This window comes from Lachnospiraceae bacterium, from assembly GCA_022794035.1.
In the GTDB taxonomy this organism is placed as follows: domain Bacteria; phylum Bacillota; class Clostridia; order Lachnospirales; family Bianqueaceae; genus CALWPV01.
The window spans coordinates 89,862-113,571 of the sequence record JAAWDX010000006.1 but is presented as its reverse complement, the minus strand read 5'-3'; the positions used below and the strand labels follow the sequence as shown (position 1 = coordinate 113,571).

General features: G+C 47.9%; 19 protein-coding genes and 1 pseudogene. 17 read left to right on the top strand and 3 right to left on the bottom strand.

Features of this window, described 5'->3' with window-relative positions; genetic code table 11:
* Positions 1 to 22: 22 nt before the first annotated feature.
* The 12 genes from HFE64_06215 (at position 23) to recG (ending at position 12,675) form a co-directional block, all read left to right on the top strand.
* Positions 23 to 745, top strand: a complete 723-nt coding sequence (locus HFE64_06215) for a zinc metallopeptidase (protein ID MCI8633055.1) — start codon at positions 23 to 25, stop codon at positions 743 to 745.
* Positions 738 to 2,084, top strand: a complete 1,347-nt coding sequence (rsmB, locus tag HFE64_06210; GenBank protein ID MCI8633054.1) for a 16S rRNA (cytosine(967)-C(5))-methyltransferase RsmB — start codon at positions 738 to 740, stop codon at positions 2,082 to 2,084. The genes HFE64_06215 and rsmB overlap by 8 nt, the downstream gene beginning before the upstream one ends.
* A 9-nt stretch (positions 2,085 to 2,093) precedes the next feature.
* Entirely contained in the window at positions 2,094 to 3,158 is a 1,065-nt protein-coding gene (gene rlmN / locus HFE64_06205) for a 23S rRNA (adenine(2503)-C(2))-methyltransferase RlmN (GenBank protein MCI8633053.1), read from the top strand.
* Positions 3,142 to 3,936 (top strand): Stp1/IreP family PP2C-type Ser/Thr phosphatase, encoded by a 795-nt coding sequence (locus tag HFE64_06200; protein ID MCI8633052.1) that lies wholly within the window; start codon positions 3,142 to 3,144, stop codon positions 3,934 to 3,936. Before rlmN ends, HFE64_06200 begins: the two co-directional genes overlap by 17 nt.
* Complete coding sequence (gene pknB / locus HFE64_06195; protein ID MCI8633051.1) at positions 3,929 to 5,749, top strand: Stk1 family PASTA domain-containing Ser/Thr kinase; 1,821 nt, start codon at positions 3,929 to 3,931, stop codon at positions 5,747 to 5,749. The genes HFE64_06200 and pknB overlap by 8 nt, the downstream gene beginning before the upstream one ends.
* Positions 5,750 to 6,655: a ribosome small subunit-dependent GTPase A gene (gene rsgA / locus HFE64_06190; protein MCI8633050.1), complete on the top strand. Its 906-nt coding sequence runs from the start codon at positions 5,750 to 5,752 to the stop codon at positions 6,653 to 6,655.
* Between the two features lie 38 nt (positions 6,656 to 6,693).
* Positions 6,694 to 7,386 carry a ribulose-phosphate 3-epimerase gene (gene rpe, locus HFE64_06185; GenBank protein ID MCI8633049.1) on the top strand — a complete coding sequence of 231 codons (693 nt, stop codon included), beginning with the start codon at positions 6,694 to 6,696 and terminating at the stop codon, positions 7,384 to 7,386.
* Entirely contained in the window at positions 7,383 to 8,072 is a 690-nt protein-coding gene (locus tag HFE64_06180) for a thiamine diphosphokinase (protein ID MCI8633048.1), read from the top strand. Before rpe ends, HFE64_06180 begins: the two co-directional genes overlap by 4 nt.
* Before the next feature lie 117 nt (positions 8,073 to 8,189).
* Positions 8,190 to 8,375: a 50S ribosomal protein L28 gene (locus tag HFE64_06175; protein MCI8633047.1), complete on the top strand. Its 186-nt coding sequence runs from the start codon at positions 8,190 to 8,192 to the stop codon at positions 8,373 to 8,375.
* A gap of 178 nt (positions 8,376 to 8,553) precedes the next feature.
* A complete protein-coding gene (locus HFE64_06170) occupies positions 8,554 to 8,922 on the top strand; it encodes an Asp23/Gls24 family envelope stress response protein (GenBank protein MCI8633046.1) in 369 nt (122 codons plus the stop codon).
* A 52-nt stretch (positions 8,923 to 8,974) separates the two neighbouring features.
* Positions 8,975 to 10,612 (top strand): DAK2 domain-containing protein, encoded by a 1,638-nt coding sequence (locus HFE64_06165; GenBank protein MCI8633045.1) that lies wholly within the window; start codon positions 8,975 to 8,977, stop codon positions 10,610 to 10,612.
* Between the two features lie 11 nt (positions 10,613 to 10,623).
* On the top strand, positions 10,624 to 12,675 hold the full coding sequence (gene recG / locus HFE64_06160) for an ATP-dependent DNA helicase RecG (protein MCI8633044.1): 2,052 nt from the start codon (positions 10,624 to 10,626) through the stop codon (positions 12,673 to 12,675).
* A gap of 45 nt (positions 12,676 to 12,720) precedes the next feature.
* Here the strand turns inward: recG and HFE64_06155 are convergent, their stop codons facing one another.
* The gene (locus HFE64_06155; protein MCI8633043.1) at positions 12,721 to 12,966 is read right to left on the bottom strand and encodes an alpha/beta-type small acid-soluble spore protein; all 246 of its coding nucleotides are present in this window, start codon (positions 12,964 to 12,966) and stop codon (positions 12,721 to 12,723) included.
* Positions 12,967 to 13,230: 264 nt separating this feature from the next.
* Here HFE64_06155 and rsmD point away from each other — a divergent pair, with 264 nt between their 5' ends.
* The 5 genes and pseudogenes from rsmD (at position 13,231) to HFE64_06130 (ending at position 17,423) form a co-directional block, all read left to right on the top strand.
* On the top strand, positions 13,231 to 13,782 hold the full coding sequence (rsmD, locus tag HFE64_06150; protein MCI8633042.1) for a 16S rRNA (guanine(966)-N(2))-methyltransferase RsmD: 552 nt from the start codon (positions 13,231 to 13,233) through the stop codon (positions 13,780 to 13,782).
* Positions 13,783 to 13,796: 14 nt separating this feature from the next.
* A complete protein-coding gene (gene coaD / locus HFE64_06145) occupies positions 13,797 to 14,273 on the top strand; it encodes a pantetheine-phosphate adenylyltransferase (protein ID MCI8633041.1) in 477 nt (158 codons plus the stop codon).
* Positions 14,274 to 14,289: 16 nt separating this feature from the next.
* Positions 14,290 to 14,670, top strand: a pseudogene (locus tag HFE64_06140) (ATPase).
* Positions 14,671 to 14,902: 232 nt separating this feature from the next.
* Positions 14,903 to 15,796 (top strand): hypothetical protein, encoded by an 894-nt coding sequence (locus tag HFE64_06135; protein MCI8633040.1) that lies wholly within the window; start codon positions 14,903 to 14,905, stop codon positions 15,794 to 15,796.
* Between the two features lie 154 nt (positions 15,797 to 15,950).
* A complete protein-coding gene (locus tag HFE64_06130; GenBank protein MCI8633039.1) occupies positions 15,951 to 17,423 on the top strand; it encodes a hypothetical protein in 1,473 nt (490 codons plus the stop codon).
* A gap of 4,161 nt (positions 17,424 to 21,584) precedes the next feature.
* On the opposite strand, the gene HFE64_06125 is transcribed toward HFE64_06130, so the two are convergent.
* Positions 21,585 to 21,797: a hypothetical protein gene (locus HFE64_06125; protein MCI8633038.1), complete on the bottom strand. Its 213-nt coding sequence runs from the start codon at positions 21,795 to 21,797 to the stop codon at positions 21,585 to 21,587.
* Between the two features lie 546 nt (positions 21,798 to 22,343).
* Positions 22,344 to 23,537, bottom strand: coding sequence for a nucleotidyltransferase family protein (locus tag HFE64_06120; GenBank protein ID MCI8633037.1), 1,194 nt, complete (start codon positions 23,535 to 23,537; stop codon positions 22,344 to 22,346).
* Between the last annotated feature and the right edge of the window lie 173 nt (positions 23,538 to 23,710).

Below are 23,710 nucleotides of genomic sequence, written 5' to 3'. Positions count from 1 at the left end.
TCTGTGAGAATGGAGGGAGCGTATGTTCTGGATAGACCGATATTATATTATTCTGGTGCTGCCAACTGTGATTTTGGCGCTGTATGCGCAGGCGAAGGTCAGCTCAACGTTTCGGCGCTACAGTCAGGAGAGAAGCTATAAGGGCATGACCGGACAAGCAGTTGCGCTGAGCATTATGCGCGGCGCAGGCATTTTAGACGTACCGGTGGAGATGACATCGGGTCACCTGACGGATCATTATGATCCGAGAAACCGAGTGCTGCGCCTTTCTGAAAGCGTATATAACAGCACATCTATCGCCGCCGTCGGCGTGGCAGCGCATGAGGCAGGGCATGCGATTCAGCATCAAATGGGCTATGCGCCGCTGCAGATCAGAAATGCGATTATTCCGCTTACCAGGATTGGCTCTAGCCTAGCGATGCCCTTGGTGTTTTTAGGAATTCTTATGGGCGGACTCAGCAGCGTAAGCAATCAGTTTGGATGGTATATCATTGTAGCAGGCATTGCCCTGTTTGGGATAGCAGTGCTATTTCAGGTCATTACGCTTCCGGTAGAGCTGAACGCATCTTCAAGAGCGCTGCGCTTGCTCAGCGAAAATCAGATTTTAATGGAAGACGAAATGGGAAAAGCACGAAAGGTCCTGCAGGCTGCCGCCCTGACCTATGTTGCGGCCATGGCACAGGCACTTGCCAATTTGCTGCGCCTGCTTTTGATTGTAGGAGGGCGCAGAAACCGCAATGAATGATATGCGCAAGGAAGCCGCGCTGGCATTAGAAGAAATTCTATACCGGGGCGGCTATAGTTCCCTTATAGTGAATCAGCATTTAAAAGCATTTCCGTCATCTGTTTCCGAGCTCGACCGACGGTTTTTTACAGGTCTAGTCTATACTACGCTCACTCATCTGATTTCAATTGACGCGATCATTGAAACCTACTCCAAAGTGCCGATGAAAAAAATCAAGCCCTATTTGCTCATCTGCCTGCGTCTAGGGGTCTGCCAGCTGCGTTATATGGATGGAACGCCGGATCGCGCCGCCATTTACCAGACGGTAGAGCTGGTTAAAAAGTCACGCTTTCAGGCACTGGCCGGATATGTAAACGGAGTTTTGCGCGCGGCGCAAAGAGAGGCATGTGCCTTTCCGATGCCGGATTTGGAGCGAGAACCAGTGAGGGCGCTGGCCCTTCAGTATGATATGCCAGAATGGATTGTACAAAAATGGATGCAGGATTACGGCCGAGGGCAGAGCGAGGAGCTTCTGCAAAAGATGACAGAGCCAGGAGCGGTCTGCGTGCGTATCAATACGTTAAAGGCTTCATTAGAAGAAGCAAAAGCAGCGCTGGCCGGTCAGGCGGAGATTTGGCCGGGTGTTTTGCCGGAGGCAGTTTATGTGCGTCATACGGGCGACATTTCTAAGTGGAAGCTGTATGAAGAGGGGTGGATCACCGTTCAGGATGAAAGCAGCATGCTGGCAGCGCTAGCGGTAGGGGCTCAGCCGGGAGAGCGCGTGCTGGACCTATGCGGAGCGCCGGGTGGTAAATCTACTTTTATGGCACAGCTTATGAGGGATCAGGGCTGCATCAGCTGCCGGGATCTGTATCCGCACCGCGTAAAGCTGATTGAGGATAATCAGAAGCGGTTGGGGATTTCATGCATCCATGCGGAAGCAGCAGATGGGTGCGTGCAGCGCACAGAGGATCAGGAGGCCTATGACAGGGTACTGCTGGATGCCCCCTGCTCAGGGCTGGGAATCCTGCGCTCTAAGCCGGATATCAAGCTGCATCATAGACCAGAAGGAGAAGAAGAGCTGGTTCAGCTGCAAAGAAAGCTTCTGCAGGCGGCGGCAGCAGCGCTAAAGCCGGGCGGTACTTTGGTGTATAGCACCTGCACGCTGAGTAAATGTGAAAATGAGGATCAGATCGAATGGTTTTTACAACAAAATTCCAAATTTTCAGTAGAGTCGTTAGAAAAGCGTTTGCCAAGCCTGCCGGAATGTGATAGACTATGGGCGAAGTATTTGACCTTATGGCCGCAGAAGAATGGCCACGACGGTTTTTTTGTAGCAGCACTAAAAAAGAAGGGATGAAAAGCATTCATGCAGTATGACTGGTATAGTAAATCCATACCGGAGCTTCAGGAATATTTAAGTGACTTAGGGGAGCAGCGGTTTCGTGCGCTGCAGATCTTTAAATGGCTGCATCAGAAGCATGCGCAGAGCTTTGAGGAGATGTCTGATTTAAGCAGGGGACTGCGCGAAAAATTAAGCGAAGCAGCGCCGCTTAGACCTGCTTACATAGAACAGCGTCAGATGGCAGAGGACGGAACAGGAAAATTTTTAATTAGGCTGCCAGCAGAAGGAGCGGCCGCAGAGGGAGCGGCCATAGAGAGCGTGCTGATGAAATACCATTTTGGATACTCGCTCTGCATATCCTCTCAGGCCGGCTGTCGTATGGGCTGTCGTTTCTGCGCCTCCACATTAAATGGGTTAGAGAGAAATCTGACGGCAGGAGAAATGCTGCAGCAGGTATACGTAGTGGAACGGGAAATGCAGATAACGATTTCTCATATTGTGGTTATGGGCTGTGGAGAACCGCTGGATAATTATGAAGCATTGCTTAGGTTTTTGGAGCTGATCCATCAGCCGGAAGGAAAAAATCTAAGTCTGCGCAGTATTACAGTGTCCACCTGCGGACTTACCAGTCGTTTGCGGGATTTGGCCGATCTGAATCTGCCGATTACGATGGCCATTTCACTTCATGCCCCTAATGATGCGATCAGGCAGCGGATTATGCGCATTGCAGAGGCAGTGCCCTTAAAAGAGCTGATGGACGCCTGCCGCTATTATATAGAAAAAACGAATCGGCGGCTTACCTTTGAATATCTGTTAATTAAGGGGATTAACGATACCGGACACTGTGCACATCAGCTGGCAGACCGGCTGAAGGGCATGCTTTGTCATGTCAATCTAATACCGGTGAACCCAGTAAAGGAATGCGGGTTTGAACGGCCGTCGCCGGAGACCATTGAGCATTTTGTACAGGTATTAAATGAACGGCACGTGCCGGTGACGGTGCGCCGGGAGATGGGAAAAAATATCGATGCGGCCTGTGGACAGCTGAGAGCTAAGGCGGAAAGGAAAACGGATGGAAGAGGCAATTAAGAGCAAAAAAGCAGTGGCGGCAGCACGCTGCGACGTAGGAAAGGTAAGAAAGATGAATCAGGATACGATATTCTGCTCTGAAGAGCCAGTGGGCGTTTTGCCCAATCTGTTTATCGTAGCCGATGGGATGGGCGGACATAAAGCAGGAGATCTGGCCTCGGCAGAAGCCGTACGTAGATTTGTAGAATATATCAAGGAGCATTCTCTGGAGGCGGATGATATTTTTGAGCTTATGCACCGGGCACTGGGAGAAGCGAATCGGCAGGTGTATGAGCTGTCCAAGGAATCTGAAGATTATCAGGGGATGGGAACTACCTTTGTGGCGGCTACCTTTTGTGACAGCGCACTATATTGCATCAATGTGGGAGATAGCCGGTTATATCAGCTGAATCGTGCAGGACAGAGGCCTATGTCACTTGAAAAGGTAACAGAGGATCATTCCATCGTGGAGATGCTGTTAAAGCAGGGCATGATTACAGAAGAAGAGGCCCGTGTGCATCCGCAGAAAAACATGATCACAAGGGCAGTCGGCATTGATCAGACAGTAGAGATAGATGATTTTAAGCTTGAGGCGAGCGATTTGATCCGCGTGCTTTTGTGCTCGGACGGATTGAGCAATATGGTGACGGATTTGGAGATTTTAAACATGCTTTCTGAGAAGAAGACCGTAGCCGAGGTGGCGGAGCATCTTGTACAGAAGGCCAACGATAACGGAGGCAAAGATAATATATCGGTTATCGTAATTGACTTTACGGGGGAGGAAGGGGACAATGCTTGAGCCAGGCAGAGTATTGGTAAACCGCTATGAAATTGTAGAAGAAATTGGTAGCGGCGGTATGGCCATTGTATATAAAGCAAAAGATTATAAGCTGCGCCGGATGGTGGCGCTGAAGGTGCTCAAGCATGAGTATGCAGAGGACGAAGCGGTACTTTCCAAATTCCGCAAAGAGGCGCTTGCCGCCGGCAGCTTAACGCATCCCAATATCGTGGCCGTATATGATCTGGGGCAGGAATTTTATATTGATTTTATTGTTATGGAGTATATCGATGGCATTACGCTGAAGGAATATATTAAACGCCGCGATATGCTAAGCTCAGAAGAAGTACTGAAAATTTCGATTAAGATTGCAGAAGCGCTTAAGGTAGCACATACAAACGGAATCATTCATCGGGATATTAAACCACAGAACATTATGGTAACGCCGCAGGGCGATGTCAAGGTAACAGATTTTGGAATTGCGAAAGCAGCAACCTCAGCCACGATTACCAATCAGGGAGAGGCGCTGGGCTCGGTTCACTACTTTTCGCCAGAGCAGGCAAGGGGCAGCTTTGTGGATGCGCGCAGTGATTTGTATTCGTTAGGAATCAGCATGTATGAAATGGTGACGAAACAGCTGCCGTTTACAGCAGAAACACCCGTTGCCGTGGCTATGTGCCACCTGCATGATGCGCTTCCAGATCCGCAAAGATTGGCGCCACAAATTTGGCCGGGTGTAAGGGATATTATCATTAAGCTTACACAGAAGCGTCCCGATCTTCGGTACCAAACGGCTGATGAGCTCATTCAGGATATGAAGCGGGTTTATAAAAATCCCGGCTATCGGATCCGGGAGGTTGCGACGTCCCGTAGCGGGGATTATATCAACCGTAACCGGCCGCCGATGAAATCCCCGGAAGAACAGGAAAGGGAGAGACAGATGCTGATTGCCCAGAGAGAGCAAAGACGGCGTCAGCAGAGAAGGAGAAAAAATCTGGTCATCACCGGCGCAGTGCTCAGTATCTTACTGTTGGTGCTTTTGATTGTTCTCCTTAAGCAAGCGCTTACCAAAAGTCCAGCGGGGGAATCTTCTGCAGGACTGGAAAGCAGCCTTATACAGGAGTCCAGCCAGCTGGAAAGCAGTGCCTCTGAAAGTGGGGGAGAAGTAGTCAAAATGCCAAAGGTAGAGGGCATGGCCTACGAGGCAGCGAGAGAAGAACTCAATCGCAGAGGAATTCATTTCCAGACAGAAGGAAGAAACGATGAGACTGTTGAAGTGGGAAATATTATTTCTCAGGAACCGGCAGAGGATACGGAAATTAAGGATAATATATCGGTGATTCTCTATGTAAGTGTAGGAAAAGAGCAGAGCTTTGTCCCCGTGCCTGATGTTACAAATCTGCCGCAGGAGGAGGCGATCGCGAAGCTGAAGGAGCAGGGCCTTGATGTAGGTCAGGTGAGTTCAGAGTTTAACGATACCTATCCAGAAGGCTATGTTATCAATCAAGGCACAGAGAAAAATACAGAGGTGCTTAAAAACACACCCATTGATATCACGGTTAGCAAGGGGCCGCAGGAGAGCAGTGCCTCGACCAATGGAGGAACCATTTCTATCACACAGCTGTTTGCTAAAGAAGGAGATGGAGGACGATTGGTGGTGCAGGCATATGATGCAGACAATCAGGCGACCAAAATTTATGATAATCAGATTTCCTATTCTACATTTGAACTTTTCCCTGGAAAGGCGCTCAAGGTTAATTATCCGGCAGGAACCGAGAGAGTGGAAGTGTATTTGAATGACGGTCTGATCATGAGTGAAAAAGTGAAAAAATAGATGACAAAAGAAGGAATCATTGTTGCCGGTGTTGGCGGAAATTATGAGGTGTATCTGGAAGGAGAGGGCTATATTCGCTGCAAAGCCAGAGGCATTTTTCGGAAGCAGAAGCAGGTTCCGCTGATTGGAGATTGGGTGAGCGTATCGGAGGAGCATTACCTGGAAGCAATTGCTGAGAGAAAAAATGCGCTGATTAGACCGGCGGCCGCTAATATCGATCAGGTTTTGGTTGTATTTGCCGTGTGCAATCCGCAGCCCCATTTCATGCTGCTGGATCGGTTCCTGCTGGAAGCAGGAAAACAGAAAATTCCGGTTGTGATTATTCTAAATAAAGCTGATCTTTGGGATATGGCGCACACAGAGATGCTCGAGGAAGCGAAAACTGCTTATCAGCAGGCAGGATATCCGGTCTATCAGGTAAGCACTTATGAACAAAGAGAAGCAGATATGCAGGAGCTGCGTAATAGGCTGCAAAATAAAATTACCGTTTTGGCAGGGCCTTCAGGGGTGGGTAAATCCTCTCTGATTAACGCACTGACGGGCGCTGATCAAGAAACGGGGCAGCTCAGTGAAAAAATTGCCAGAGGCAAGAATACGACTCGGCATGCAAGGCTGCTTCCCTTAAAAGAGGGAGCCGGCTGGATTGCGGATACGCCTGGCTTTAGTTCATTTTATATGCAAGAGTGGAGCCATGAACGGCTGGCGGAATATTATCCTGAGTTCTTACCCTATTTGGGGACCTGCCGGTTCCCGGATTGTCAGCATCGTACAGAGCCGGACTGCAGGGTGAGGCAGGCGGTAGAAAAGGGAGTCATTTCAAGGCTCCGCTATGAAAATTACCAGAAAATCTACGAGGAAATTCAGCTATATCAAAAGGAACATCCGGAATATGGCATAAAGAAGTGATGTTTATAGGATGTACTGGATGAAACGGAGGAATGAAAATGAATCAAGCGCAAATTGCCCCGTCCATTTTAGCTGCAGATTTTGGAAACATGCGAGGAGAGGTTCAGAGCGTGGCAGCAGGAGGCTGTGAGCTTTTGCATCTGGATATCATGGACGGCCATTTTGTCCCTAATATCACAATGGGGCCAGCGATGATTAGAATGCTTCGCAGTGCAGTGGACATCGACTTTGATATCCATTTAATGATAGAGAATCCGGAGCTTTATTTAAGCGAATTTTATGAGGCAGCAAAGGGAAAGGGAACGACTAATATCCTGACAGTACACTGGGAGACCTGTCCCCATATTCATCGGACGATTGAGAAGATCCATTCATTAGGGGATGATGTACTGGCAGGCTGCGCCATCAATCCGGGCACACCTGTAAATGTACTGGAAGCAGTGCTGGAGGAGCTAGATATGGTGCTTTTGATGAGCGTAGATCCCGGGTTTGGCGGACAGGCGATGATTCCTTCGGTAAGCCGTAAAATTGCAGAGCTTCGGCGAATGGCTGCACGGCTGGGCAAGCAAATCCTCATTGAAGTGGATGGAGGCGTAAAGCTGGCCAATATGATGCAGGTAGCGGAGGCTGATATTTTAGTCATGGGATCGGCAATTTTTAATGCTGCAGGAGCAAAGGACAATATGCAGCAGGCGAAACGGCAGTTTAAGCAGCTGAAGGGGCTCCTATGAAACAACTGGTATTGCTTGGCGGAACGGTGCATCGATTGGAGAGCTTGCGGGTGCAGCTGAAAAAGCAGTGCTTCGAGCGGGTGATTGCCGCTGATAGCGGCCTGAACTGGGCATATGAGCTGGGGATAGAGCCTGATTATATGCTGGGAGACTTCGATTCGGTAGCAGAAGAAATTTTGCAGTATTATCAGCAAAAAGGGATTGCGATGAAAACCTTTTCGACCAGAAAGGATTATACGGATTCAGAGCTGGCAGTCTGGGCGGCTTTGGATGAAGCAGCTCCTGAAGATGAGCTTTGGATGGTAGGGGGCATTGGCAGCCGTATGGATCACACGATGGCCAATATCTCGCTGCTGTATGCAGCGCTGAAGCGAGGCGTTCAGGCAAGGCTGCTGGATGGACTAAATGAAATTATGCTCATTCAGGGAGAATCCGATATGATATGGGAGAAACGCTGCGAACAGAAATATATTTCGCTGATTCCGTTTATGGGAGATGCCGAGGGAATTGATCTGCAAGGCTTTGCATACCCGCTGCAGAATGCAGTGCTGCATCTGGGAGAGTGCAGAGGGATTAGCAATGAAATTTGTGCGGAAGCAGGAAGGCTGCATTTAAAAAAAGGCTACCTGATGGTCATGAGAAGCACAGAGGATACAGAAAGCTGTGAATTTTCCAGAGAAAAATGAAAAAATATCTTGCAATTGAGGAAAAGTTCTGCTAGAATATACCCGTTATGTTTTGGAAGAAAGACTTGTAAAGTCAAATCATACCGAATGACGATGATGAATGAAGGAGGTGCAGTCATGGCAAAATGTGACATCTGTCAGAAAGGCGTACACTTTGGTAAGAAGGTGAGCCATTCTCATAGAAGATCTAATAAAATCTGGAAGCCCAATATTCGTACTGTAAAGGCGATTGTTGATGGAACTCCTAAGACACTTCATGTATGTACAACTTGCTTGAAGTCCAACAAGGTTACCCGCGCATAAACAGATCTTCATATCATCTAAAATAAATAAAAGAATCGAGCGAGAAAAGCGGCGTATTCGCTGAAGTCGCTCGATTTTTTTATTTTGTAAAAAGCTTGTAACAACTGAACTTATCATGTATAATAAGAGCATAGCGCAAAGCAGCTGAAAAGCTGAAAAGTGAAAGGGAGGTTAGGAGATGGCAGCTAGATTCACAACAGAGTTTGGGAATGTGGTCATTGATGACGAAGTAATCGCCAAGGCAGCAGGCTTAGCCGCACTAGAATGCTATGGCGTGGTAGGAATGGCTTCCACGAATGTAAAAGATGGTCTTGTCCAGCTGCTTCTGGGAGAAAGCCTGACAAAGGGAATCAAGGTCAGGACGGCAGAAGATCAAACTACTATCGAATTTCATATTATTGTTGAATACGGAACTAATATTTCAACGATTGCAGATAATTTAATCAGTAATGTCAAATATAAGGTTAAGGATATGCTTGGCCTTGAAGTGACGGATGTCAGTGTTTATGTTGAGGGGATCCGCACCGATCATCAAGAAAGATCATAAGCCTGGGAGGAATAAGTAGGTGAATACAATGAACGGTCAGAAATTTCGTCAAATGCTGGTAGCCGGCGCTAATTTGCTGGAAGCAAACAAAAAATTGGTTGACGAAATGAACGTATTTCCGGTGCCGGATGGGGATACTGGCACCAATATGTCATTGACGGTGACGTCAGCGGTGAAGGAGGTTCTGAAAACGGAACAGACTTCCGCTGCAGAGATATCAAAAGCGCTTTCTTCAGGAGCGCTTCGCGGAGCAAGAGGAAACTCCGGCGTAATTGTGTCGCAGCTGTTCCGGGGGTTCTCCCGCGGTCTTACAGGATGTGAGGATATCAATGCTGTCACATTTGCAACGGCAATGGAAAACGGTGTGGAAACAGCCTATAAGGCGGTCATGAAGCCTAAAGAGGGAACGATCTTAACGGTGGCGAAGGCGGCGGCAACGAGAGCACTGGAAGTGGCGCTGCAGTCGGATGACATCGAAGAAGTCCTGACACAGGCGATTGAATACGGAGAAGAAATTTTGTTAAAAACACCGGATATGCTGCCCGTTCTAAAGGAAGCCGGAGTGGTGGATGCCGGCGGCAAAGGTCTTTTATTTATCTATCACGGCATGCTGGAGGCCTTGAAAAGAGAGGATGATATGATCGATCCACTGCTTGCGCTGACCGGCGCGGCTCAAGCAGCAGCAGGGCATAAGAGCGAGAGTGCACAGGCAGTATTCTCTACAGAGGCGATAGAGTTTGGATACTGTACAGAGTTTATTGTTGATGGCGTAAAGGATGCGGAAAGCAGAGAAGCAGAGGTCAGAGAATATCTGAGCAGTATTGGCGATTCCTTAGTTGTAGTAGCCGATGGAGAGCTGATCAAGGTTCATGTACATACGAATGATCCTGGTCTGGCCATTCAAAAGGGCGTCAGCATGGGCAGTCTTTCCAGCATTAAAGTAGATAATATGCGCTTACAGCATCAGAATATTTTGGATATGTCACAGGAAAGCACATCACAGGAGATTCCCCAAAAGGAAGAGCCGCGCAAAGAGATCGGGTTTATTACGATTTCTGTTGGCGAGGGTTTGAAAAATATCTTCAAAGAGCTGGGCGTTGATCAGGTGATCAGCGGCGGACAGACCATGAATCCCAGCACGGAGGATATTTTAGAAGCGGCGCAGAAGGTAAATGCAGATCATGTTTTTGTACTACCTAATAATAAAAATATCATCTTGGCAGCGCAGCAGGCAGCCGAGCTATTGGAGGATAAGCAGCTGCATGTAATTCCGACCAAAAGCGTTCCTCAGGGAATTTCAGCCATGATTAGCTATATGCCGGGAGAAAATGCACAGGCTAATGAAGAGCAAATGAAAGAGAGTCTGGAGCTTGTTGTTTCTGGATCCGTCACTTATGCTGTGCGCGATACACACATGGGAGAATTTTCCATTAAGGCGCAGGATATTTTGGCGCTGATGAATGAAGATATCTGTAAGGTGGGACAGGAGCTTATGCAGACAACAGAGCAGCTGATAGATGAAATGATCAGCGATACCACCAGTATCCTTACGGTATATTATGGAGAAGAGGCCACGCAGCAGCAGGCTGAAGAGCTGCAGCAATATATTGAGGAGAAATATCCGGAGGTAGAGGTAGAGATTCAAGAAGGCGGCCAGCCATTGTATTATTTCTTGCTTTCTGCCGAATAAACAGAGACCGAATGAACGAATTAAATGAAATCAAGCTGACAGAGTTAAAAGGCATCGGCAACCAGAGAGCGGAATTGTTTTTTAAAAATGGCATGGAAAGTGTGATGGATGTGCTGACATACTTTCCCCGCACATATCTGGATGAGCGAAGCAGGACTCCGATTAGCAATATTCAATTGGGCGAGGATGTAGTCATCCGCGCCCGTCTTATTTCTGGCCCGCGCAATTTCCATAAAGGAAAATGGACGATTACAAATGCAAGGATTGCCGACGAAACAGGCGAGCTGGCTGTCGTCTGGTTTAACCAGCCGTATTTGGTTAAGAACCTGCAGGAGGATCAAATTTATCTGTTTAAAGGAAAAATTAAAAGAAATTATAACCGGATTCAGCTCACTTCACCGCAGGTACAAAAGGCAGAGCAGGAGATGCCGGGGATTATACCAATTTACCCGTTGGGCGGCGGACTGACACAGAAAATGGTGCAAAGCGCTGTGGCCAATGCGCTTTCTTATTTGCAGAGCCAAAAGGATCCGCTGCCGCCTGCCTATCGTCAGAATCTGATGGAGCAAAGTCAGGCGCTGCGTGCGATGCACTATCCGGAAAGCTTTGAGGAGCAGGAGGAGGCCAGGCATCGGTTAGTGTTTGACGAGCTGTTTGTACAGCAGCTTGCGCTGCATAAAATGAAGCGTAAGATGGGAGGAAATGAAAGCGGGGTTCAGATCAGCAGTCAAGAGCAAAAGGAAAAGGCATGGCTTGATCAGCTGCCCTATCGGCTGACGGAGGCGCAGCAAAGGGTGTGGCAGGAAGTGAAGCAGGATTTGGCTGCGCAGCAGGCCATGAACCGTCTTATACAGGGAGATGTAGGATGCGGGAAAACGCTTTTAGCTTTTCTCGCTATGTATACAGCCGCTTATAATGGATATCAGGCAGCGCTCATGGCGCCGACCGAGGTGCTGGCAAGGCAGCATGCGGCAGAAGCGCAAAAATGGTTTGCCAAAATGCATATTCGCACGGCGCTGCTCACCGGGACGATAAAGGGCAAAGAAAGGCGAGAGGCACTGCAGGGGCTTGCAGACGGCAGCATTCAAGTGGTGATTGGCACACATGCCCTGATTTCAGAAACGGTTGTATATCAAAATCTGGGCTTAGTTATCACAGATGAACAGCATCGGTTTGGCGTGAGACAGCGCATTGCATTAGCGGGCAAAGGGAAAACGCCGAATGTAATGGTCATGACGGCAACACCGATTCCGCGGACACTGGCTATGATTTTATACGGGGATATGGATATTTCCATTGTGGATCAGCTGCCGCCGGGCAGGACGCCAATTCAGACCTTTTGTGTGGATCGCTCCTATGAACAGCGGCTATATGGATTTATCAGAAAGCAGATTGCATTAGGCCATCAGGTATATATCATCTGTCCCATGGTCGAAGAGGATGAGAGCGAGGAAAAGGAAGCAGAGCTGCGCTCAGCAGTAGAGTATGCCTCTTTTCTGCAAAGCATGATTTTTCCGGATCTGGCTGTTGGTGTGCTGCACGGTCAGATGAAGGCCGCAGAAAAAGACGCGGCCATGGAGGCCTTTTCAAAGGGACAGACACAAATTTTAGTTGCCACGACCGTCATAGAAGTGGGAGTCAATGTGCCCAATGCGTCGCTTATCATTATTGAGAATGCCGAGCGGTTTGGCCTGGCACAGCTGCATCAGCTGCGGGGCCGCGTCGGCAGAGGAAAGGCAGAGTCCTATTGCGTGCTTGTTACAGATAGCAAACAGACCCAGACGCGCAAACGCATGAAAATCATGGTGGACAGTACGGATGGCTTTTTTATTGCGGAGGAAGATTTGCGGCTCAGAGGAGCCGGCGATGTATTTGGACTTAGACAGCATGGACTGCCGGATTTTAAGCTGGCAGATCTGTACCGGGATGTTGCGATTTTAAAAGAAGCGCAGGCGCTTGCACAGACCGTGATGCTCTCCGATCCGAATTTAAAGCAGCTGTCTCATGAGGGGATTGCTAAAGAATTAAAGGCATTCTGGGAAAAAGCAGTAATTGAATCCTAAAACGGGGAGCTGCGAATATGCGCAGGCTCCCCGCTATTGGCTTACTTAGAACTTGGAACCGCTTTTGCCGGCCATGTCTGCTTCAGCCTTCTCGATCATCTTCTTAACCATATATCCGCCAACATAACCGTTCTGAGCGGAAGTCAGGTCTCCGTTGTAACCCTGTTTCAACGGAACGCCAATCTCGTTGGCTACTTCATACTTGAACTGCTCCATAGCCTGGCTGGCTTCAGGAACTGCTTTTTTAGATTTGCTAGACATAATCATTTCCTCCAAAATAATAAATAGTATTTTCGGTTCCGGGCTGAGAGAATCAGCAGGAAACCGGTTTGAATCTCAAAGCCCGGAAATCAATTTCGGTTTTGAGTTCGCTAATAGAATGCGCGTTTTTATTACTTTTATAAGTGACAATTTCTGGATATAGAAAGAAATCGTAAAATATTTGTAATTTTTTGTTCGCGATTCTTGACATTTAGAAAATAATCTATAAAATAAAAGAAAGAGGTCAAGGGCACCTTTTCTTTTCGTAGGGCAGAAAGGATCTTATGATTTATGATGCGAGTCATTGCGGGGAGTGCCAAAGGACGTAAGCTTTTGGCGCCGGAAGGCATGAATACAAGACCGACGACGGATCGTTTAAAAGAAGCGTTGTTTGGCATGATTCAGTTTGACGTACCGCAGGCAGAATTTCTAGATTTGTTTGCTGGCAGCGGCGCAATTGGAATAGAAGCACTGTCGAGAGGAGCGAAGAGCTTGGATCTGGCGGAGCAGGATTCAAAAGCACTTTCCTGTATTGTTTCCAATCTTAAGAATTTAAAGATGGAACAAAAAGCAAAGATTTGGCCTATTTCAGTGGAAAAAGCTTTGCAGAAGCTAAGTCAGGCAAGCCGTACATTTGATATGATTTTTATGGATCCTCCTTATCAAAAAGGATGGGAAGACAAAATCTGTGCCATGATCTCAGAATATAAACTATTAAAGCCAGAAGGCATTTTGATTGTAGAATCTTCTTCTGAAACAGAAATAACAGCTGCAGGGCTGACACTGATTAAGGAAAAGTGCTATAAGACTACGAAGTTTTCATTTTTTCGGCTGGCTTTAGAGTAGAAAGAGAGCAGTGCATGCGGGTTGGAGTATATCCAGGCAGTTTTGATCCAGTTACGCTGGGGCATTTAGACATTATCGAGCGGGGAGCTAAGATTGTCGATAAACTGATCGTAGGCGTGCTGTTAAACGGTACGAAAAGTCCCATGTTTTCAGTGCAGCAGCGCATTGAATTATTGCAAGAGGCCACAGCGCATTTAACGAATGTAGAGATACGTCCCTTTGAAGGACTTTTGGTCGATTTCCTTCGGCAGGAAGGGGCTACCATGGTGATTCGCGGACTGCGGGCAGTAACAGATTTTGAATATGAGCTGCAAATGGCGCAGGCGAATCGCAATTTATATTCAGAGATGGAAACGGTTTTTTTAACCACAAACGTGCAGTATTCATTCATTAGTTCAACGATCGTAAAAGACATTTTGCGGCATAACGGGGATGTGGAACATTTTGTTCCCAGAAAGGCACTAGAGAAGATATATCAATTCAGGAGGTAGCATGATGGATCGTCAGATGGAAATTGAAGAGATTTTAGCGAGTATTGAAGAAATTTTAGAACAGGCCAAATCGGTGCCTTTTAGTGACAAGGTATTGGTGGACCGGGAAGAGCTTTTTGATTTGATTACGGATATCCGTTTGAAAATGCCTACTGAAATTGAGCAGTCAAAATGGGTATTAGAGGAGAAAAACCGTATTATTGTAGAGGCTCAGCGGGAAGCAGAGAGCAAGATCAAGGAAGCAGAAGAAGAGCGGGCTAAGATGATCAATGAGCATGAGGTAACGCGTAAAGCATACGCGCAGGCCGAAGAAATTGTCGAAAATGCCAAACGCGTCTCTAAAGATATGCGGATGGGTGCGAAAGAATATGCAGACGATTTGCTTATGCAGATTGACGATCAGATGAAGCAGCTGACCAGCTTTACGCACGAGCGCCTTTACGAAGTCATCGGTACAATTGATGCTAAGGCAAAGGATTTTTCAGCAGTCATCGAGCAAAAGAGCCGCATTTTGCAGCAGAACCGCAAAGAGCTCAATATTCATAGAGATTAAAAATATTTGCTTTTCAACATAGTAATAATACGCACCTCTAGAGGCATACAGTAAACCAAAGTCTTTGGAGGCGGTCATGATGTTCATAATCAAGAAAAGAATCATGCTTATCGCAGGCGTGATTCTTTTTTTAGTCTTTTTAATGCTGCAGCCGGCAAAAGCCATGGAAGGAGTCAAACAAGGACTCGTCTTATGGTATCAGGTCGTCCTGCCCTCACAGCTTCCTTTTGTAGTCTGCATCAATTTGCTGCTTCAGCTGCAGAACTTCTTTTGTATGCCGCCGCGCATATTTACCTTTATCAGCGGCATGATCTCAGGCTATCCGGTAGGCAGCATGACCGCCGCCCAGCTATTTCAGCAAAAGCAGATTCCCAGGGATGAAGTCACAGCCCTGGCAGCCCTCTGCAATATGGCAGGCCCGCTCTTTGTCATCGGCACACTCGGAGTCGGGCTTTTAGAGAATGTGTACTATGGCTACATGCTCCTGCTTATTCAGTGGGCAGGTGCCGCTGTTCTCACCCTGCTGTTTACCCATAGACGCTTCAGAATTCAAAATAAAAGACATCCCGCAAAGCGGGAAAATCAGACGCTGCCGGCAGCTTTGCCGCAGGCAGGACTGGGGCGGCTCTTAGGAGATGCTGTAGGAAATGCCGCGGAGCTCATGCTAAAAGTGGCTGGTTTCATTGCGCTTTTTTCTGTAATGCTTCAATGGATTCCCGGCTATTTAGGCAGCTTTTTAGAAATGACAAACGGACTGCGGCTTATTGCCGTAGCTAAGCTGCCAATCAAATGGAAGCTGACAGCCTGCAGCTTTCTGCTGAATTTTTCCGGCTTATGCGTAATTCTGCAGAGCCTTTCAGCAGCAGAAAAAGCGCCGGTTGCGGCCGGACGTTATGTAATGCTAAAGATCTTGCAGGGAGGGACAGCGGCGGCGATGACGCTGGTAATTTGTCAGATTTTAGGGATGTGACATTGCTTTTTAAAACAGATGGTGCTATAATGCCTATAGTTATCTGTCCTTTTAAAAGAGCAGATCAATACTAGATTGAAAGGTTGGTAAGACCATGTCCGATACGCAATCCAAGATTGACCAGAGAAGAAAAGAAGCTCAAAAGAGACGAGAATTGAATCGCAAAAGAGCAAATGCTAAAATTAAGTATAAAACAAAGCAGAAAATAAAGGTTATCAGCGCGGCAGTCGCTGCCGTCCTTTTGGTGGCCGCCCTTGTTTTGCCGCAGCTGGCAATCACTAAAAGATGGCTTACAGCTGTTACCATTGGTGATACCAAGATCAGTACGGCTGAGTACAGCTATTATTATCAGACATCATTCAGCAATTATTATCAGACGATGGTATCCTATGTAGGTGCGGAAAATGTACCGATCAACTTAAACCGTTCCTTAAAAAGTCAGGATATGTCTGAAGATCAGACCTATGCAGAATATTTCAGCAATAATGCGATAGCCCAGTTAACACAGCTTGTTGTGCTGGCATCGGAAGCAGAGAAAAACGGCTATACGCTGCCAGAAGAGGAACAAAAAAAGGTGGATGAGCTGCTGGAGCAGGTTAAGCAGGCTGCTGATGCCAAGGGACAGAAGGCGGATGAGTATCTGGCCCAAAATTATGGAACCGGTTTTAATCTGGAGCTATTTAAGCAGTGTGTTCAGCGCGAGCTGCTGGCACAGTCTTACAAGGATTATAAAACGGATGAGCCGCAGTACAGCAAGGAGCAACTGGAGGCTTATTACAAAGAACATAAAAATGAATTTACGACAACTAGCTTTAGAGTTGAAAGCTTTAAGGCGGTGGATCCCTCTGAGACGAGTCTGGGAGTAACGGCAGAGGAAGCTAAAAAGAGTGCCGAGGAATTTTTTGATAAAGTAAGTGATGAGCAGTCCTTCTCTGAAGCAGCACTTAAAAAGGCACAGGAGACAGCGGCAGAAGGTGTCGAAGCGAAGGATACCTCGTTGATGGAAAATGTGCAGTATTCATCAGCTAATTATTTGAACAGCAAGGTAGCTGAATGGGCGTTCAGCGAGGAAGTAAAGGCTGGCGATAAAGCTTTGATAGAGACAGACGACGGCAAAAGCTTTTATGTTGTGTATATGGTGCAGCCCATGAAACGGGACGAAACGAAAACCGTCAATGTGCGGCATATTTTGGTTAGTGTATCCGATATGCAAAATGAAGACGCCAAAAAGACGGGCAAAGAACAGGCAGAAGCGCTTTTAAAACAGTGGAAAGAAGGCAGCGCAAACGAAGAGAGCTTTGCGCAGCTGGCTTCGGAAAATACAGCAGACACAGCATCACAGGCCGCCGGAGGCTTATATGAACGTGTGCAGCCGGGGCAAATGGTCACGAATTTTAATGACTGGTGCTTTGACGCTGCTCGTAAAGCTGGCGATACCGATATTGTAGAAACCAATTACGGATACCATGTGATGTATTATGTGGGCGCCGATATACCTGTGTGGCAGGCTAAAACAGAATCCAGCATGCGCACCAGCGATTATAATGCATTTTATGACACAGCAAGCGCCGCCTACGAGGTGTCTACCTCTTGGCTGGGAATCCATTTCAGAAATGAGCCTATTTGATAAAGAAAGTAAGTAAGTAAAAGGACCGATTAAGACGATTTTTTCGTTTTAATCGGTCCTTTTGATAAATATTATAAATTATATAAAAATATGTTGCGTTTGAAGAATATTATGCTATACTTTGAGAATAAAAGTTTGTTAAAGTCTATTTTTGTAGAGTTTTAACAAACAAATCAAAGAGGGACTATATTATAAATGAAAGGGGATCAATGGGATGCGAAGACACAGTCGATCATCAAAGCTTTTTTCTGTGGTACTGACGATGATCATGGTACTCAGCACGCTCAATATTCCGGCGTTTGCCGCGAATGATGAGCCGAATAGCCCTGAGCCGATCATACAGTCATCAGAGGAGACATCTCAAGCAGAGGAAAATGATAACGAAGAAGAGCGGGAAGCGGTCGATACAACGATTACGCTCACGCCAGGAGAAATAAGACGGACACTCAAGACATTGCAAGGTCAGCAACGTGTTGAGGTGAAGACGGCATTTTGTCTTGGCAGCGATGAGCCGCTGGTGATTCCGACAGGCCTTTATTTGACGCTGACGGGTGAAAAAGTATGGCGTAAGGAAGGATCGAAAAAGCCGTTATTCTTAATTCAAGAAGGGGCTTCCTTAACGCTCGATGGAATTTTGATGGAGGATCTTGCGCAGGATGCGTCAACGCTTCTGGTAGAAGGATCAGGAAGCTTTGCTCTAGGTACAGGTACAGTTAAAGCGCAGGCGATGGATGCACAGGGAAATTACGGACCTTTGGCAGCCGTGCTCAAAGCAGCGCAGAGCAATAGGATTACGCTATTAGACGATATTGAAATACAAGAACCGCTTCAGATTGAAAAAATGCTTACGCTGGATTTGAATGGGCATACCCTTACAGCAATTGGATGTGCCGTCTTTAAGGTAAATGCGCCGAATGAAGCGTTGACGCTTGCGTCAAGTCAGGGTGAAGGAACGGTCAGAGCGGTTGATGCTGGTAAAAAAGGAACGATACAGGTTAGCAATTGCGAGCTGATGGTAGAATCCAATGTAGTGGTTGAAGGAACAGCCGGCTATGGAATCGTAGCACAAAATGCGGCTGTCATCATCCATCAGGGAGCTACCGTTAGATCGCATGCCGATAGCTGGTTTGAGGGATCGGGCGCAGCGGCCATCCTGGCGATAGCCAAGGAGGGGCAGCGCACGCTTGTCCGTGTGGCCGGAAAGGTAGAGGCCACGGGGGCGCTGGGCGTATATGGAATCACAGGAAATAATGCGATTGATAATATCGGCGAATGTCAGTTTGAGATCGAAAGCGGAGCCGAGGTCTATGCCAATATGGGACCGGCCATGTTCCTGCCTAATGATCATGACAGAACCTATATTACGAATGCAACGGTACGAGGGACTACCGGAATTGAGATTCGCGGCGGCGACCTTGGAATTAGTGACAGCATTATTGAGGGAACATGGCAGTTTGATTACCGGCCTTCAACGAATGGCAATACGACGCACGGCGTGGGCGTAGCGATATCCAGACATGTTAGAAATCCTCAAATTAACGTTGAGATTAAAGAAAGCACAGTCATTGGCGAATATGCAGTGTATGAGCATAACCTGGTGTCTGATAGCCCTGACTCTGAGATTGATATCCAGCTTTATAGTGGAACCTATATCAGCAGAAAAAATGACCGAAATCCAGATCAGGGAGTAGCAGCAGATCAGCTGCAGGCTGTTGCTTCAGAGAATCAGAAGATTACCGTTACAGGCGGCTATTATACGCAGGATCCGGACCTGTATTATGCGCAGGATGAGTATCAGGCTGTTTTGCAAGAGGACGGAAAGGTTCTTGTGAAAAGGATCGAAGTGGCACGGATCGGCGATACCACGTATCCTACTCTTGCAAAAGCGATAGCAGCGGCCAGAGCAGAGCAAACGGTTGAGCTTCTGGAGAATGTGCAGGAATGCATTACGATTGAAGCAGATGACATAATTACATTGAATCTGAATGGTCATACGATTACAAATGTAGAGGGCAAGAAGAACCATACCATTATCGTGAAAGAAGGCGGAAGCCTTGTGCTGGAGGGTAGTGGCGTAGTTGATAATATCAGCCATCAGGCTGCCGCGCTTTGGAATGAGGGTACAGTAAAGATCAATAGTGGAACGCTTACCCGCAGCCAGGAAAGCGGAACGGATACGGCAAACGGTAATTCCTACTATACCGTTGTGAACCGAGGCATGATGACAATTGGAGACGGGATCAATGATGATCAAGATGTAAGCATTTTGCAAAATGGTACGTACTCCAGTCTGATTCAGAATGGAATTGGCAATGCAGCGGCAAATGAGGATTCAAGGCTTGCCGAGCTGATCATCAACGGCGGTGTATTTGACCACGGAAAAATTAACCTGAAAAATGAGGCCTATGGACATGCGGTGATTAACGGCGGCGTATTTAAGGCCTCGGCATGGGCTTTGTGCAACTACGGCGAGGCCGAGATTAACAGCGGCGTATTTACAGTGGAAGAAAGCGGTCTGATCTATAATTGCATGGATACGGCTGAATCTCAGAATCCAAGACAAAATAAGCTGACAGTCCGCGGCGGAGATTTTACCTATAAAAGAAACACATATGGAATCTATGACTATAATTCAGAAAATACGCAGATCATTGGAGGCACCTACTGCACACAGCATTTGTATCGTGATATTACCGAAAAGAAAAACATCATCAACAATGATGTGAATTATTTCGTGCTCCCGATTACACACGGCCGTTTTGCGCAGGAGGATGGTACTTATATTGTACGTCCCCTTACGCAAGGAGATGCCGTAGCACGCATTGGCGAAACGCTGTATGTGACGCTTGCCAATGCGCTGGCTCATGCAGAGGATGGCGATGTGGTTGAGCTTTTGAAAGAAGCGCCTGTCGCATCGAGAATCAATATCGATAAAACCGTTCAGCTCAATCTGAATGGGTGTACGGTTACTATGATGCCTAAAAGCTCGATTACCATTGTGGATGGCAAGACCGTTACGGTTACAGGAAATGGATATGTGAACGCACAGACAATTTATCCGGCCTTCACTGTGGCAGAGGGTAGCTTGATCATTGAAAACGGCACCTTTACCATGCAGGACGGAGCGCATCTGTTCGGGGAAGCCGATGCCCGCACGAACTGTAAGATCGTTGTTGTGGAAGCCGGGCAAGAAGCAGTGATTGAGGATGGCACATTCATTGCCGAGGGAGCTTCTAACGATGGCATATTAACAGCTACCGGGGCGGATGCAAAGCTAACGATGCTAGCCGGAACCATTCGCGCGGTCAATAGCTGCATGATAGGAAATATTACCACGGGACCAAGCGGAGTTGTGATCTCCAATGGCGGCATCGCTGTTTTGGGAGATGAGGATGCCAAGACAGGTCCGGTTGTCGATGTATTTGCTTCTGCGGTAGGAATGAATAATTTGAAAGCGACGTCCCGCCTGACAATTTATGGCGGCACATACACCACACACAATACCTATCAGACAGGAGATGTTGTCGGAGCCGAAAAATTCAATTCGCTGCTGTATCTTTCTGCGGCAGGCCATACGGATATCTATGGAGGCAGCTTCCTTTCTGCCAATCCGACAGAAAGCGCTCACCTCATTGCGCTTCCTTATCAGAATGCAGATCATGTTCTGAATGTATACGGAGGCGATTTCACATCAAGTGGCGAGGTTTTCTTCTTGGGAACAGAAAATGGCGCCGCCAGTGACGGCAGTGTACAGGTGAGCGTTACAGGCGGAACCTACAGTGATGATGTAGAGCTGATGGGAGTTTGTGCCGAGCAGTATGGTACGACCTCTTTACCGGCAGACCGGTATCTGGTGCGCGCGCAGGATTGTATTACCGTGCATTGGCATGACGGGATGAATCATACTTTGCAGACAGAATATCTGCTGCGTTCTTTAAATGATTTGGCGGGCGTTCAGTTCCCGGCAGAGCCTGTGCGTGAAGGATATCATTTCGACGGATGGTCAGAGCCTGTGGAAGGCGCAAGCGGAGTATATGTCATTACTGCGCAGTGGCGTGTAATGGAGACACCGATTTCAGCCACATGGGTGAATGGATATAATGATACGATCCTGAAAGCAATGACGGGAATCACGTCAGAAAATCCGGTAACAGAAGACGATTATCCGGCAGCTCCGGCGCGTGAAGGCTTTACATTTGACGGATGGGTACAGACTGCAGACGAACAAGGTAATCTGATTTTTACAGCGACATGGGTAGAGAACCAGCCGGAAGTACCGGAAAATCCGGGTGGACCGACAACACCTACGACACCTGTTGCACCAACAGAGCCGACAGTGCCTGCTACGCCAACCACACCCAATGAGCCAACCACGCCAACGGCACCGGTTGTACCGGCTCAGACGCCAACGCCGCCAGTAACACCTGCGGCACCGGCCGTACAGCAGCAACAGCCGGTGACACCTACAGCGCCTACCGTTGAGGTGGAAGAAAATGAAACCCCATTGGCATCACCGGAGCAGACCATTGATGAGCCGGAGGTTCCGTTAGCCCCGACACCGGAAATAGAGGAAGCGGCAGAAGAGACATGGTCGCTATTAAATCTGATTCTGATGCTCGGCGGCATCGCTGGAGCGATCATGGTGCTGATCAAGATGCTGGTCAAGAAGAAGGGCGCAGCCTATCTGCTCGGCGTGATTCCGGCAGTTGTTGGCATTGTTGTGTTTAGTCTTACCACATCCTTTGCCGGTGCGATGGCATTTACAGATGGGTGGACATGGCTGATGGCCATCGCTGCTGTGCTGCAGGGCATCATTACAGCGGCAGCCTATATTAGCAGCAAACGCACACATTCATAAACTCAATTATTAAAAATCGGTCGTATGAAGCTACTCTTCATACGGCCGATTTGTTTTAGAGATCAGTCTAAGATGACTAAAGGCATGCGGTATTCACAGTCACGTGATAGTCTTGGGGGAGAAGTTGCGTAAACGTGCGAAAATTGAATCTCATTTTGCAGCATGGCCTTAGCCCGGGGAGGAAGCTGCGGCAGCTGTTTGGCAAGATTGGTAACCACAGGCAGGGAGGCAGAGGATGTAAGCTGCGACAGAAGCGCTTGCTGATCTCTGCGAAAGCCCAGCACCCGAATATAAGCCGGCCCCTCTTCAAACCGCAGCGCAGCCTTCTCACTACGTTTAATATCCAAAAGAATGTTAAGCAAAATCCGCCGCAGGCGGGAAGTGGGGTAGCGTTTGGTCTTCAGAAGCGATAGCAAGGCTTCATAATCCGGATAATGGCGGGCTGCAGCAAGAATCCGGTTCTCGAGCCCTTCGGCAACCTCATCAATCTCGCGAAGTGTATCGGGTGTATGAAAGCATAGGCGATAGGAAAGCGCGGAGAAAAGGTCTGCGGGAAAAACAGAGCTGGCCGGTAACGCACTCCGGCAGCAATCGGGCAGATAAGGCGAGATATCGGTCCCCTTTGCCGCCAGGCGGCGCAGGGCAGTGGCAGAGGGACAGGCAGCTTCTAAGGAAGGGTCATGGTACCCGGCAGAAACGCGGTGCAGAGGCAGCAGTGCAGGATGCCAGTGGAGCTTTTTGAGCGCCCTGAGATATTCAAGAACGAGAATGGTATTGGGCGCCTCCAAAGACAAAGGCTGGAGTGTCAGCTTTTCAAGAGCGGCGCTGCGGGCATGGGCGAATCCGGCGCCCTCAGCCAGAAATGAGCGCAGGAGCCTGCGATATTGCGGAGATTCGGGCTGCAAATGGGAGGCGGCGGCCTGCAAAGCAGGAAGCTCGCTGGGGTTTTCGATGCCAAAGCTGATTGTTTGGATCAGGCCGGTGCTGTGCAGCAGGGAAAGCGCGCCAAAAGCGAACCATTCGGCAGTGGCGGTGCTGTAATAGGTGGGGAGCTCAAGAACGAGCGAGGCACCGGCGGCAAGGGCCATACGCGTGCGGGTCCACTTGTCAAACAGAGCTGGTTCAGCCCGCTGCACATAGTGGCCGCTCATTACGCAAATGATGGGAGCGTTTGCCGTGCGGGCAAGGGTGGTTTGGATGTGGTATAGATGTCCCTTATGAAAGGGGTTGTATTCACAGATAATGCCGGTTGCCATGTTTTCCTCCAGAGATCGGATGATAGTATCTGTATTATATAAAGGGTGGAGGGGGAAGTCAAATAAGTTTTTTAAAATGGAGAAAAATAAAGATAAACAGAGATAAAGTAAGTTAATTAAAGATAATCTGATTTATTTTTAAATATCTCGGGTTGATATGTGCAGGTAAAAAG

Coding starts and splice junctions, on each gene's coding strand:
- HFE64_06215 (MCI8633055.1), top strand. CDS start 23: ATGTTCTGGATAGACCGATATTATATTATTCTGGTGCTGCCAACTGTG.
- rsmB (MCI8633054.1), top strand. CDS start 738: ATGAATGATATGCGCAAGGAAGCCGCGCTGGCATTAGAAGAAATTCTA.
- rlmN (MCI8633053.1), top strand. CDS start 2,094: ATGCAGTATGACTGGTATAGTAAATCCATACCGGAGCTTCAGGAATAT.
- HFE64_06200 (MCI8633052.1), top strand. CDS start 3,142: ATGGAAGAGGCAATTAAGAGCAAAAAAGCAGTGGCGGCAGCACGCTGC.
- pknB (MCI8633051.1), top strand. CDS start 3,929: ATGCTTGAGCCAGGCAGAGTATTGGTAAACCGCTATGAAATTGTAGAA.
- rsgA (MCI8633050.1), top strand. CDS start 5,750: ATGACAAAAGAAGGAATCATTGTTGCCGGTGTTGGCGGAAATTATGAG.
- rpe (MCI8633049.1), top strand. CDS start 6,694: ATGAATCAAGCGCAAATTGCCCCGTCCATTTTAGCTGCAGATTTTGGA.
- HFE64_06180 (MCI8633048.1), top strand. CDS start 7,383: ATGAAACAACTGGTATTGCTTGGCGGAACGGTGCATCGATTGGAGAGC.
- HFE64_06175 (MCI8633047.1), top strand. CDS start 8,190: ATGGCAAAATGTGACATCTGTCAGAAAGGCGTACACTTTGGTAAGAAG.
- HFE64_06170 (MCI8633046.1), top strand. CDS start 8,554: ATGGCAGCTAGATTCACAACAGAGTTTGGGAATGTGGTCATTGATGAC.
- HFE64_06165 (MCI8633045.1), top strand. CDS start 8,975: ATGCTGGTAGCCGGCGCTAATTTGCTGGAAGCAAACAAAAAATTGGTT.
- recG (MCI8633044.1), top strand. CDS start 10,624: ATGAACGAATTAAATGAAATCAAGCTGACAGAGTTAAAAGGCATCGGC.
- rsmD (MCI8633042.1), top strand. CDS start 13,231: ATGCGAGTCATTGCGGGGAGTGCCAAAGGACGTAAGCTTTTGGCGCCG.
- coaD (MCI8633041.1), top strand. CDS start 13,797: ATGCGGGTTGGAGTATATCCAGGCAGTTTTGATCCAGTTACGCTGGGG.
- HFE64_06135 (MCI8633040.1), top strand. CDS start 14,903: ATGATGTTCATAATCAAGAAAAGAATCATGCTTATCGCAGGCGTGATT.
- HFE64_06120 (MCI8633037.1), bottom strand. CDS start 23,537: ATGGCAACCGGCATTATCTGTGAATACAACCCCTTTCATAAGGGACAT.